General features: G+C 69.3%; 12 protein-coding genes. All 12 read left to right on the top strand.

Going from position 1 to position 12,927, the window contains the following annotated elements; genetic code table 11:
* Positions 1 to 140 precede the first annotated feature (140 nt).
* Positions 141 to 1,016 carry a cell division protein FtsQ/DivIB gene (locus ACFS27_RS20920; RefSeq protein WP_377186922.1) on the top strand — a complete coding sequence of 292 codons (876 nt, stop codon included), beginning with the start codon at positions 141 to 143 and terminating at the stop codon, positions 1,014 to 1,016.
* A 221-nt stretch (positions 1,017 to 1,237) separates the two neighbouring features.
* A complete protein-coding gene (ftsZ, locus tag ACFS27_RS20915; RefSeq protein ID WP_377186919.1) occupies positions 1,238 to 2,590 on the top strand; it encodes a cell division protein FtsZ in 1,353 nt (450 codons plus the stop codon).
* Positions 2,591 to 2,612: 22 nt separating this feature from the next.
* Positions 2,613 to 3,404, top strand: a complete 792-nt coding sequence (locus tag ACFS27_RS20910) for a polyphenol oxidase family protein (RefSeq protein ID WP_377186916.1) — start codon at positions 2,613 to 2,615, stop codon at positions 3,402 to 3,404.
* Positions 3,405 to 3,673: 269 nt separating this feature from the next.
* Positions 3,674 to 4,144: a cell division protein SepF gene (locus ACFS27_RS20905; RefSeq protein WP_357463421.1), complete on the top strand. Its 471-nt coding sequence runs from the start codon at positions 3,674 to 3,676 to the stop codon at positions 4,142 to 4,144.
* Positions 4,145 to 4,305: 161 nt separating this feature from the next.
* Entirely contained in the window at positions 4,306 to 4,584 is a 279-nt protein-coding gene (locus tag ACFS27_RS20900) for a YggT family protein (RefSeq protein WP_377186914.1), read from the top strand.
* A 265-nt stretch (positions 4,585 to 4,849) separates the two neighbouring features.
* Positions 4,850 to 5,494, top strand: a complete 645-nt coding sequence (locus ACFS27_RS20895; RefSeq protein ID WP_377186912.1) for a DivIVA domain-containing protein — start codon at positions 4,850 to 4,852, stop codon at positions 5,492 to 5,494.
* Positions 5,495 to 5,675: 181 nt separating this feature from the next.
* Positions 5,676 to 6,143: a TraR/DksA family transcriptional regulator gene (locus tag ACFS27_RS20890; protein ID WP_377186909.1), complete on the top strand. Its 468-nt coding sequence runs from the start codon at positions 5,676 to 5,678 to the stop codon at positions 6,141 to 6,143.
* Between the two features lie 294 nt (positions 6,144 to 6,437).
* Positions 6,438 to 6,971, top strand: coding sequence for a hypothetical protein (locus ACFS27_RS20885; protein WP_377186906.1), 534 nt, complete (start codon positions 6,438 to 6,440; stop codon positions 6,969 to 6,971).
* Positions 6,972 to 7,201: 230 nt separating this feature from the next.
* A complete protein-coding gene (locus ACFS27_RS20880; RefSeq protein WP_377186903.1) occupies positions 7,202 to 7,822 on the top strand; it encodes a signal peptidase II in 621 nt (206 codons plus the stop codon).
* Positions 7,822 to 8,751: an RluA family pseudouridine synthase gene (locus tag ACFS27_RS20875; RefSeq protein ID WP_377186901.1), complete on the top strand. Its 930-nt coding sequence runs from the start codon at positions 7,822 to 7,824 to the stop codon at positions 8,749 to 8,751. Before ACFS27_RS20880 ends, ACFS27_RS20875 begins: the two co-directional genes overlap by 1 nt.
* Positions 8,752 to 8,812: 61 nt before the next feature.
* Positions 8,813 to 12,364 carry a DNA polymerase III subunit alpha gene (gene dnaE / locus ACFS27_RS20870; protein ID WP_377186898.1) on the top strand — a complete coding sequence of 1,184 codons (3,552 nt, stop codon included), beginning with the start codon at positions 8,813 to 8,815 and terminating at the stop codon, positions 12,362 to 12,364.
* On the top strand, positions 12,361 to 12,906 hold the full coding sequence (locus tag ACFS27_RS20865) for an NUDIX hydrolase (protein ID WP_377186895.1): 546 nt from the start codon (positions 12,361 to 12,363) through the stop codon (positions 12,904 to 12,906). Before dnaE ends, ACFS27_RS20865 begins: the two co-directional genes overlap by 4 nt.
* The last annotated feature ends 21 nt before the right edge of the window (positions 12,907 to 12,927 follow it).

The following is a 12,927-nucleotide window of genomic DNA, read 5'->3' as shown; positions in this document are numbered from 1 at the left end:
CGGCACGGCCGCGCCCCGCAGGTCAGGGTCCGGCACAGCAAGGAACGACGGGCCGGGAGGCCAAGGGCACGACGGCCCGAGGCAGCACGGCGCAGGAGCCCGCCCAGCGGACCCCTGCGCCGGCCCGGTCCGGTCGCACGGTGCCCGGCACGAGAGCGCCCGCCCAGCCCCCTCCGGCCGACGAGCCGGTGCAGCTTCCGCCGGCCGGGCAGAGGCGTGAGGCGAGCCGTCCGGGCACCGGCCGCCCTGGACCGTCGCGCACCCGCGACGACGTGGTCTCGGACCAGCTGGCGGACCGCCTCGCCGAGCGTACGGCGATGGCCCGTTACCGGGTGTGGCGCCGTATCGGCTGGACCGTCGCGACGGTTGCGGCGGCAGCCGGGCTGGTGTGGGTGGCGTTCTTCTCGCCGCTGCTCGCGCTCGATCCGGAGCAGGTGCGGGTGTCCGGGCAGGGCACGACGGTCGACGTCGGTGAGGTGCGCGACGCCGTGACGGACGAGGCGGGCGTGCCGCTGCCCCGGATCGACACGGTGCGCCTGCGCGAGGAGATCCTCGCGATGAACGCCGTCAAGAACGTGGAGATCACGCGGTCCTGGCCGGACGGTCTGACGGTGGCCCTCACGTCCCGCGAGCCGGTCGCTGCCGTGCCTCAGTCGGGCGACGTGTACGCCCTGATGGACGCAGAGGGCGTGCGGGTGGGCACGGCGGAGGACGCTCCCGACGACCTCCCCTCGATCGTGGTCTCGCTCGCCGACGGCGCGGCAGGCCGCCGCGCCATGGATGCCGCCCTCGAGGTGCTGGGCGCCCTGCCCCCGCGCCTGACGGCCGACATCCAGACGGTGAGCGCGGCGACGCAGGACGACGTGCGCACCACCCTGGCGGACGGGCGGGTGATCCGGTGGGGGAGCGGAGCGCAGGTCGAGCTCAAGACCAAGGTCGCGCAGACGCTGCTGCGCGCCGAGCCGTCGGCCAAGACCATCGACGTGTCGTCGCCAGCCCTGCCGGTCACGAACTGATCGTCGTCGGCGGGTCTGCCGCTGGTCGGACCGAAAATGACATCCATGTGATTTCTCGCGTGCATCGTTGCGCGACACGCGCAACGATGTCTTCGACACACCACGGCGGCACACCTACCGTCGAACACAGCAGCAACCTGACATAACTCTAACCCTCTACCTCAACCTGAGAGTTTTGGGATGAGAGTCGGGACTCGGGACCCGAATCGAAAGGCGACGACGTGGCAACTCCGCAGAACTACCTGGCAGTAATCAAGGTGGTCGGTATCGGCGGCGGTGGTGTGAACGCCGTCAACCGCATGATCGAGGTCGGCCTCAAGGGCGTCGAGTTCATCGCGATCAACACTGACGCACAGGCACTCCTGATGTCGGACGCCGACGTCAAGCTCGACGTCGGACGGGAGCTCACGCGCGGCCTCGGCGCCGGCGCGGACCCGGAGGTCGGCAAGAAGGCAGCAGAGGACCACGCCGAGGAGATCGAGGACGTCCTCCGTGGCGCCGACATGGTCTTCGTCACGGCGGGCGAGGGCGGCGGCACCGGCACGGGCGGTGCTCCCGTCGTGGCGCGCATCGCGCGTTCGCTCGGCGCGCTGACCGTCGGGGTCGTGACCCGGCCCTTCACGTTCGAGGGCCGTCGCCGCGCGGTGCAGGCAGAGAGCGGCATCGAGAACCTCCGTGACGAGGTCGACACGCTGATCGTGATCCCGAACGACCGGCTCCTGTCGATGTCGGACCGGAACGTGTCGGCGATCGCGGCGTTCCACTCGGCCGACCAGGTCCTGCACTCCGGTGTCCAGGGCATCACGGACCTCATCACCACGCCCGGCCTGATCAACCTGGACTTCGCGGACGTGAAGTCGGTCATGCAGGGTGCGGGTTCCGCTCTCATGGGCATCGGCTCGGCACGGGGCGAGGACCGCGCGGTGCAGGCAGCGGAGCTGGCGATCTCCTCGCCGCTGCTCGAGGCCTCGATCGACGGCGCGCACGGTGTGCTGCTGTCGATCCAGGGTGGCAGCGACCTCGGCCTCTTCGAGGTGCACGAGGCCGCGCGCCTGGTGCAGGAGGCCGCCCACCCGGAGGCGAACATCATCTTCGGTACGGTCATCGACGACGCCCTGGGCGACGAGGTGCGGGTGACGGTCATCGCAGCGGGCTTCGACGGCGGCCTGCCCAAGGAGCGCAAGGACAACCGCGCGCTCGGTCAGGTGGCGGGGGCGGTCGCCGCTCCGGCTCCCGCAGCGACCCGGAGCCCGGCCACTGCGCCGGTTCCGCTGCCCGACGTGTCGGACGCGGCGCGCCGCGCACCCGAGCACCACGGCGGGAACGGTATGCCGCCGTCGGTCCCGCCGGCGCAGCAGCCGTCCCCCGTGTCGACGCTGCCCCGTGTGATCGACGACGAGGGGTCTGACGACGTGCCGCGCACGCTGGACGAGCCGGCCGTCGTGGTGCAGGGCTCGTTCAACCGGCAGGAGGTCTCGCGCGAGCAGGGCGAGCGCGTCGAGGTCCCGCCGCTGTACGACGAGAACCCCCGTCGGACGTCGGAGGACCTGGACGTCCCCGACTTCCTGAAGTGATCGGGCGGGTACCCTCACCTCCGTGAGCGACACCCGGACTTCCGCAGGCGTGCACCCCGTCGATCTTGGCGACGGGGTGCACGCCTTTTTCACGACCGGCGGGGGCGGCGTCTCGCCGGCCCCGTGGGCGACGCCGGGCGGCGGCGGCCTGAACCTCGGGCTGAACGTGTCCGACTCCGCTGCCCGGGTGGCGGTCAACCGCTCCCTGGCCGCCGAGCTGCTCGGCGCGCCCGTGGCCTTCGCCACCCAGGTGCATGGCGACGGGGTGCTCGAGCTCGGTCCGGCCGAGCGCACCCGGTGGGCAGCCCACCGGCCGCCGGAGTCGGCGGGGGAGGCCGACGCGCTCGTCACCGCGGAGCGCGGGCTCGGTCTCGGCGTCCTGGTGGCCGACTGCGTGCCGGTCCTCCTCGCCGATCCGGTGGCGCGAGTGGTCGGGGTGGCGCACGCCGGCCGGAACGGTGTGCTGTCCGGTGTGGTGCACCGCGCTCTGGACACGCTCGTCGCCCGGGGCGCCGACCCGGCCCGGGTGCGCGCCGCCGTGGGGCCGGCGGTCTGCGGAAAGTGCTACGAGGTGCCTGCCGCGATGCGCGAAGAGGTGGCGGCGGCTGTGCCGGCTACCTTCGCGACCACGAGCGAGGGAACGCCGGGGCTCGACCTGCCGGCGGGGGTGGTCGCGCAGCTCGCCGCCCGCGGTGTCGTGGCGACGCGCGTCGAGCGCTGCACGCTCGAGGACCCGGACCTGTTCTCGCACCGCCGGGCCAGTGCGGCGGGTACCACAACCGGACGGCAAGCAGGCATCATCGCGCTCATTTGACCGGTATCTGCCCGGATCCGGGATCTGCGACACGCCGATAACAACGCTCTGACCTGCAAAATCACACGGATGTCGTTTTTAGCGAGCAATCGCTGAACAACTTTGGCAAAGTTGTTCGTGGCACGGCGTGTCGCGCTTCCGGGTCGGATTGCGCCGGGCTACTTTTGTCAAGGCGACCTCGACCAGGGGTCAAGGCCGGACCTGTTGTACGGGCCCGCTGGACACCGAGACAGAAGGACGCGCAGCAGGCGACGAACGGAGAAAGAGCGATGGCCGGAGCACTTCGCAAGACCATGCTGTATCTGGGCCTCGCCGACGATCAGGGCGAGCAGGAGTACCTCGACGAGTACGACGAGGGCCTGGAGGAAAACGTGGAGGATCACCGGCACGCGCAGGTCACGCCGCTGCACCGCGACGGTGTGCCGCGCGAGGCGCTGTCTTCCTCGGACCTGCGCCGCATCACGACGGTGCACCCGCGGTCCTACAACGACGCGCGGAGCATCGGCGAGGCCTTCCGCGCCGGGACCCCCGTCATCATGAATCTCTCCGACATGGACGACGCCGACGCCAAGCGCCTGGTCGACTTCTCCGCCGGCCTGATCTTCGGACTGCACGGCTCGATCGAGCGGGTGACCAACAAGGTCTTCCTGCTCTCGCCCGAGCACGTGGAGATCGCAGCAGAGGAGCAGGTCCCCGCCGAGAAGCCGAACGGACGCGGCGGCTTCTACAACCAGAGCTGAGCCCGACATCGGGACGATGAGTGAGGGGCGGTCGCTGCGGCGGACGCCCCTCACTCATGTCCGCCCGCCGGGTTGCGTCCGGGTGCCGGCCGCCGGACTCGCGCGGCGCTCAGCCGGGCAGTTCGCGCTACTCCGGGCCGGGACAGGTTAGGTTGTCCCTTGTGATCTGGGACTTCATCGGCTTCCTGCTGTGGCTCTTCCTGCTGTTCCTCATCGGACGGCTTATCTTCGACTGGGTGCAGTTCTTTGCCCGCGACTGGCGGCCTCGTGGTGTGCTGCTCGTGATCGCCGAGGCGATCTACACGGTCACCGACCCGCCGCTCCGGTTCCTGCGTCGCCTGATCCCGCCGTTGCGGCTGGGGCAGGTGCAGCTGGACCTGGCATTCATCGTCCTGTTCTTCGGCGTCTCGCTGCTCTCGTCGCTGGTCGGTCAGTTCTAGTGCGGACCGGGCACGTGTTGAATCTGTGCTGGTTCGATGCGGGCCTGTTCGGCGCCAGGTCGCGGAGACCGCGAAAACATTGACCGGTGCATGGATGCGGCCTGGGGTGACACGGCACACTCTGTGAGGAAATCGTGCCCGGGGGTGCTCCCGGTGTCCCACGCCGATGTCGTCCGCTACCGTGGGCTTCGACGGAGGGCGCGCGGCTTGGCAGCGCCGACGTCCGTGTTCTGCGTTCCTACGTTCTAACTTTCGAGGTGACACGATGGCACTGCTTACTGCAGAGGACATCCTCAACAAGAAGTTCTCCGCGACGAAGTTCCGCGAGGGCTACGACGTCGAGGAGGTCGACGACTTCCTCGACGAGGTCGTGCGGACCCTGACCAACGTCCAGGAGGAGAACGAGGGCCTCCGGCAGAAGGTCGCAGCCGCAGAGCGGCGGATCGCCGAGCTCTCGCGCAACGACGCGGCCAGCCCCGCTCGCGCCCAGGCTGCGCCGGTCGCCGCGCCGGTCATGCCGACGGGCCCGGCCGCTGGTCTCAAGGGCAACGGCCCGGAGCCGGAGTCCGCCACGGGGATGCTCCAGCTGGCCCAGAAGCTGCACGACGACTACGTGCGCTCGGGCCAGGAGGAGGGCGACCGCCTCATCACGGAGGCCAAGACCGAAGGTGCGCGCATCGTGCGCGACGCCGAGGAGACCTCGCACCGCACGCTCTCCCAGCTCGAGCAGGAGCGTTCGCTCCTCGAGCGCAAGATCGACGAGCTGCGCGTCTTCGAGCGTGACTACCGCACGCGTCTGAAGAGCTTCCTGCAGAACCTGCTCGGTGACCTCGACGCCCGCGGCTCGGCTCTGCCGCCGCAGAACACCCAGCGGTCCGGCCGTCCGGCCGAGATGGCACAGGGGATCTGACAGCAGTACTCGTCGAGCACGGCGGCCGGGCGTCCCCACCTCACGCCCGGCCGCCGCGCGCGACGGGCCGGTCGCACCCATGATTGGGGCACGCCACATCGGCGTGCCCCGTTGTGCGTCCGGCCGCTTGTGCTTACGCTTCGTGGACTTGACCACCGGGGGCGACCGCGAAGGGGAACCCATGACCAAGATCTCGACTGCGACACGAGCCGCGATCAAGCAAGAGTTCCCGAACCTGACACGTGACGTGAAGAAGTTCCCCGTCCGTGAAGGCGAAGAACCCTGGACCGCGCGTGAGGCCGAAGAGCTGGCCGCGCTCCTTCTCGAAGACAAGGAGCGGCTGGAACGCGAGCTGGAGACCGCCGACCGCGAGCTGTCGGAGCTGTTGCGGAACTCGGGCGACGGCGCCGGTGACGACCAGGCCGACTACGGGTCGAGCGCCCTCGAGCGTGAGCAGGAGCTCACGCTCGTCAACAACATGCGCGACCTGCTGGACCAGACGAACCACGCGCTCGACCGTATCCGGAAGGGTACGTACGCCACCTGTGAGGTCACGGATCTGCCGATCGGCAAGGCGCGGCTCCAGGCGTTCCCGCGGGCCACGCTGTCGGTGGAGGCCAAGGCGCGCGAGGAGCGGCGCGGAGCCTGACCGCTCGGAGCCCAGGACCCCGCGGCATGTCGCCCTGAATTCCCAATATCAACCCTGTGATGTCCGGGTTACGGGTGTTCCTGGCGCAATGCCGCGGGGTTCGCTCCTGGAATGTCGGAATACCTCCTCTGTGCCGCCCGTCACGTTCCAATTGACAGGGTGAATTTCTCCCCGGATGCTCGTCCAGGTGAATCACACACGTGTGGTTCACCGAATTCCGACAGAGCTATTCGAGGGGGAGACACAATGATCCGAGGATTCCGTGCAACCTGCCGTGCAGGGGCAGCCGTTGTGATGTCGGCCGGTCTGGTCGTCGCAGCGGCATCGGGTGCGAGCGCGATGGTTGCGGGCGACGCGCCCGAGCTGATCAGCGCACCCAGCGCCGGCAGTGCGACGGAGATGGCCGACGGCGCTGCCGCCGCGGCCGACGTGCTCGGCACCACGGCCCCGCTGGGCGTCGTTGGCGCCGACGGTGCGCTGGACGTCCTCGAGGGCTACGGCACCTCGGAGGTCCCCGCGGGCATCGACGGTGCGATGGTCCCCGAGGAGATCGCGACCACCGGTGAGGTCGTCGAGATCGAGAGCGACGGTGGCTTCAACGCGCTGAACAACGTGTGCGTCGCCCCCTGGTACTGGGAGGGCCCGGGCAACGTCGGCAGCACCGCCAACGTGACCGACTACCAGGCGTGCAACGACGGCGACTACGAGCTCGCCGGCGACGGTTCGGTCAACATCCTGAACAACGTGTGTGTCGCTCCGTGGCACTGGGACGGCCCGCTGAACCTGTTCAACACGGGTAACTTCACGAAGTACTCGGCCTGCAACTGACGCATTTGTCAGTTGACTGCCGTCGTGCGGTGACGCGAGGGTAGTGCTGCATCAGGTGGGGCCCTTTCCCGGATATTCGGGAAAGGGCCTCACTGTTTTGTCCGGCGGGTCAGTTATTTGGTCGTGAGCCGCCCGGAGAAGAGGCGGTGACCGCACGTCGCCTCAACTCCCGACGCCGGGAGTCGGGTGTGCGGGCCCCGTACCGCCCACGGCATGGGAGACTTTGCCTGATGTCTACTTCCGCTGAACCTCCCGCCGTGGCCGACGACGAGACGGCTCCGGCCACCACGCCCCCGTCGTCGAGCAGCCGTGTGCTCATCGTCTGGACCGGCGTGCTCGCTGCCCTCGTGCTGGCCGCCGACCAGCTCACCAAGTGGTGGGCCGAGTCCGCGCTGGTCGCGAATGCGCCCACCATCCCGGTCGTGGGCGACCTGCTCGGGGTCCGGCTGATCTACAACCCGGGCGCTGCGCTGTCGATCGCCTCCGGCTATACGTGGATCCTGACCATCGTCGTGGTGGTCGTCGTGGTGTTCATCGTCCGGGCCATCGGGCGGATCGGGTCGCGGGGCTGGGCGGTCGCGCTCGGCCTGCTGCTCGGCGGCGCCGTCGGCAACCTCGTGGACCGCCTGGCGCGGGAGCCCGGGTTCGCGCGCGGCCACGTCGTGGACTTCATCGACTACGCGGGCTTCTTCGTCGGCAACGTCGCCGACATCGCCGTGGTCTCGGCCGCCGTGCTGATCGCGCTGCTGTCGTTGCGGGGGATCGGCCTGGACGGCAAGCGGCACACGGACGAGGAGCCGGCCGACAAGGCGGACGACTCGGCGCGCGACGATCAGGGCGACCCCGCCTGATGGCGCTACGGACGCTGCCCGTCCCCGACGGGCTCGCGGGCGACCGCGTCGATGCCGCGCTGGCCCGCATGCTGGGCTTCTCCAGGACCCGGGCGGCAGAGCTCGCCGAAGCCGGTGCCGTCCGCCTCGACGGTCGCCAGGTGGGCAAGTCGGACCGGGTGCTCCCCGGTGGCTGGTTCGAGGTGGACATGCCGGAGGAGCGGCCCGCCGTCGAGGTGGTGCCCGAACCCGTGCCCGGCATGGGCATCGTGTACGACGACGACGACCTGGTCGTGATCGACAAGCCGGTCGGCGTGGCGGCGCATCCCTCGCCGGGCTGGACCGGCCCCACCGTGGTGGGCGCGCTCGTCGCTGCGGGCTATCGCGTGTCGACGTCCGGCGCTGCCGAGCGCCAGGGCATCGTGCACCGGCTCGACGTCGGGACGTCGGGGCTGATGGTCGTCGCCAAGTCGGAGCTCGCGTACACCGGCCTCAAGCGCGCCTTCAAGGAGCGCACCGTCGACAAGATCTACCACGCGCTCGCGCAGGGTCACCCCGACCCGACGTCGGGCACCATCGACGGTCCCATCGGCAGGCATCCGAGCTCCGACTGGAAGTTCGCGGTGACTGCCGACGGCAAGCCGTCGGTGACGCACTACGAGACGCTGGAGATGCTGTCGGCGGCCTCGCTGCTGGAGGTGCGCCTGGAGACCGGCCGGACCCACCAGATCAGGGTGCACCTCGCCGCGCTGCGTCATCCGCTCGTCGGTGACCTGACCTACGGCGCGGACCCGGTGCTGGCCACCAAGGTAGGGCTCATGCGGCAGTGGCTGCACGCCCACCGGCTGGGGTTCGAGCATCCAACGACGGGGCGCCGGGTCGAGGTCGAGTCCGCCTACCCGGCCGACCTCGAGGCCGCCCTCGAGGTCGTGCGGGGCGCGTACAAGTGATGTGACGTTCCGCTCGGCGTTGCTGGGCGAGAGTGTCGGTGGCTCGTTTTAGACTCGCGGCATGCCCACCGCCACCGCTTCGAAGAGCGACGACTTCGTCCACCTCCACGTCCACACCGAGTTCTCGATGCTGGACGGCGCGGCGAGGATCGGCGACCTCATGGAGGAGGTCGCGCGGCAGGGGCAGAGCGCCATCGCGACGACGGACCACGGGTACCTGTTCGGCGCGCACGAGTTCTGGGCGCAGGCGACGAAGGCCGGTATCAAGCCGATCATCGGCGTCGAGGCGTATGTGACGCCGGGTACCAGCCGGTTCGACCAGACGCGTGTGCGGTACGGCGAGGCGGGACAGGAGTCCGACGACGTCTCGGCGCGTGGTGCGTACACCCACATGACGTTGCTGAGCAAGAACAACACCGGCATGCACAACCTGTTCCGGGCATCGTCGCTGGCCTCCCTGGAAGGCCAGATGGGCAAGTGGCCGCGCATGGACAGAGACCTGCTGGAGAAGTACTCCGACGGACTCATCGCGACGACCGGCTGCCCGTCGAGCGAGATCCAGGTGCGGCTGCGGCTGGGCCAGTGGGACGAGGCGGTCCGGCAGGCGGGCGAGCTGCAGGAGATCTTCGGCAAGGAGAACTACTTCGTCGAGCTGATGGACCACGGGCTCGACATCGAGACCCGCGTGACCAAGCAGCTCATCGAGCTGAGCAAGACGATCGGCGCGCCGCTCGTGGCCACCAACGACCTGCACTACGTGCGCGAGGAGGACGCGACCAGCCAGGAGGCGCTGCTCGCGATCAACTCCGGGTCCACCCTGGACGACCCGAACCGGTTCCGGTTCGGCGGCACCGGCTACTACGTGAAGTCGGCCGCCGAGATGCGGCAGATCTTCAAGGAGCTGCCCGAGGCGTGCGACAACACGCTGCTCATCGCCGAGCAGTGCGAGGTCTCGTTCAACGACAAGGCCAACTACATGCCGCGCTTCCCCGTGCCGGAAGGGGAGGACGAGATCTCGTGGTTCATCAAGGAGGTCGAGGCCGGGCTGCTCCGCCGGTATCCGAACGGGTACTCGGACGCCGTGCGCAAGCAGGCCGACTACGAGGTCGAGGTCATCATCCAGATGGGCTTCCCCGGGTACTTCCTCGTGGTCGCCGACTTCATCAACTGGTCCAAGAATCAGGGCATCCGCGTGGGACCGGGGCGCGGGTCCGCCGCCGGGTCGATGGTGTCGTACCTGATGGGCATCACCGAGCTCGACCCGCTGGTGCACGGCCTCATCTTCGAGCGGTTCCTCAACCCCGAGCGCGTCTCCATGCCCGACGTCGACGTGGACTTCGACGAGCGTCGGCGCGGTGAGGCCATCCGGTACGTCACGGAGAAGTACGGCGACGACCGGGTGGCGATGATCGTCACCTACGGCACCATCAAGGCCAAGCAGGCCGTCAAGGACTCGGCGCGACTCCTCGGCTTCCCCTTCGCGATGGGGGAGAAGCTCACCAAGGCCATGCCGCCTGCCGTCATGGGCAAGGACATCCCGCTGTCGGGGATCTTCGACCCGAAGCACGAGCGGTACTCGGAGGCGTCGGAGTTCCGCCAGGTGCACGACACCGACCCCGAGGCGCAGCGGGTCGTCGAGCTCGCGCGCGGTATCGAGGGCCTGAAGCGGCAGTGGGGCGTGCACGCGGCCGGTGTCATCATGTCGAGCGACCCGCTGATCGACATCATCCCGATCATGAAGCGCCCGCAGGACGGCGCGGTGATCACGCAGTTCGACTACCCGACGTCCGAGGGCCTCGGCCTGATCAAGATGGACTTCCTGGGGCTGCGGAACCTCACGATCCTCGACGACGCGCTCGAGAACATCGTGATGAACGGCAAGGACCCGGTCGACATCGAGCACGTGGAGCTCGACGACAAGGCCACCTACGAGCTGCTCGCCAGCGGCAACACGCTCGGCGTGTTCCAGCTCGACGGCGGGGCCATGCGCTCCCTGCTGCGGCAGATGCGGCCCGACAACTTCGAGGACGTCTCCGCAGTCATCGCCCTGTACCGGCCGGGGCCGATGGGCATGAACTCGCACATCAACTACGCCCTGCGCAAGAACGGGCAGCAGCAGATCGAGGCCATCCATCCGGATGTCGCGGAGCCGTTCGCCGAGATCCTCGACGAGACCTACGGTCTGATCGTCTACCAGGAGCAGGTCCAGCGCGCCGCGCAGATCATGGCCGGCTACTCGCTCGGCCAGGCCGACCTGCTGCGCCGCGCCATGGGCAAGAAGAAGCCCGAGGTGCTGGCCAAGGAGTACGTCAACTTCGAGAAGGGCGCCCAGGAGAAGGGGTACAAGCCCGCCGCGATCAAGGCGGTCTGGGACACGCTCGTCCCGTTCGCCGGGTATGCCTTCAACAAGGCGCACTCCGCCGGCTACGGCCTCGTCGCGTACTGGACTGCCTACCTCAAGGCGAACTACCCGGCCGAGTACATGGCCGGCCTGCTCCAGTCGGTGGGCGACAACAAGGACAAGATGGCGCTCTACCTCAACGAGTGCCGTCGCATGGGCATCACGGTGCTGCCTCCGGACGTCAACGACTCGTCGGCGAAGTTCACTGCTGTCGGGGGAGACATCCGTTTCGGCCTCACCGGCGTGCGCAACGTCGGCCGCAACGTCGTGGACGCGATCGTGGCGGCCCGTGAGGAGAAGGGCGTCTACACATCGTTCCAGGACTTCCTCGACAAGGTCCCCGCGCCGGTCTGCAACAAGCGCACCATCGAGTCGCTCATCAAGGCGGGCGCGTTCGACTCGCTCGGCCACACGCGACGTTCGCTGCTCGTGGTGCACGAGCAGGCCGTCGACTCCGTGATCAGCGTCAAGCGCAAGGAGGCAGAGGGGCAGTTCGACCTCTTCGCGGACTTCGGCGGTTCGGGCGATGACGACGCGGGCATGGGCTTCTCGGTCGAGGTCCCGGACCTGCCGGACTGGGAGAAGAAGCAGAAGCTGCAGTTCGAGCGCGAGATGCTCGGCCTGTACGTGAGCGACCACCCGCTGTCCGGGCTGGAGCACGTCCTGCAGCGGGCCGCCGACACCTCGATCGCCTCGCTGATCACGGACGAGCACCGGCCGGACAACTCGGTCGTGACCGTGGCCGGCCTGCTCACCTCGGTGCAGCGCAAGATGAGCAAGAACGGCAACCCGTGGGCTGCCGTGACCGTCGAGGACCTCGAGGGCGCCGTCGAGGTCATGTTCTTCGGTGAGACCTACCTCGCCTACTCGACGATGCTCGCGGAGGACCAGGTGGTGGTGCTGCGCGGCAAGGTGCGCCGCCGTGACGAGTCGATGCAGCTGCAGGCCATGGAGGTAGCCCTGCCGGACATCACGGTCGGGTCCGACTCGCCGTTGGCCGTCACCGTGCCGCACAGCCGGGCCGTCGAGCCCGTCATCGCGAAGCTGCGGGAGGTGCTCGCCACCCACCCCGGATCGGCGGAGGTGCACGTCGTCGTGGCCGAGCCGGGCAAGAAGACCATGGTGCGGGCCTCGGACAGCCTCCGGGTGGAGAAGTCGCCCGCGCTGTTCGGTGACCTCAAGGCGCTGCTCGGGCAGGGCTGCCTCTCGTGACGAGCGCCCCCGGGACGGCCTCCGGGCACGCGCCGGAGCCTCCCGTTGCGACGGGCCGCTACCGCGAGGGTGACCACGAACGCTTCGCTCTCGTACCCGCCGCGTACCTCTTTCTCCGGCGGGAAGGGCAGGTGCTGCTCCAGCTGCGGCAGGGCACCGGCTACCGCGACGGGTTCTGGGCGTGCGCGGCCGCCGGGCACGTCGAGGAGGGCGAGTCGGTGATCGACGCCGCCGTGCGCGAGGCCCGTGAGGAGCTCGGCGTGGTCGTCGCTCCGGAGGACGTCCGTCCGCTGACGGTGCTGCACCGGGGCGAACCGGGCGGGCCCGCGATCGAGCAGCGCGTGGACTTCATGTTCGAGGTGACCCGCTGGACCGGCACGCCGACGATCCAGGAACCGGAGAAGGCTGCCGACCTGGCGTGGTTCCCGTTCGTCGCGCTCCCGGAACCGCTGGTGCCGCACGAGGCGGTCGTGCTGCGCGCGGTGCACGACGCCGGGCGTCACGGCACCGAGGTCCCCCGCATCCTGCCCTACGGGTTCTGACCCGTCCGCGAAGTCGCCCAC

The organism is Promicromonospora vindobonensis, assembly GCF_042685865.1.
GTDB classification, from domain to species: Bacteria; Actinomycetota; Actinomycetes; order Actinomycetales; family Cellulomonadaceae; genus Promicromonospora; species Promicromonospora vindobonensis.
The sequence above is the reverse complement of the archived record's forward strand: the minus strand, read 5'-3'. Positions and strand labels throughout refer to the sequence as shown.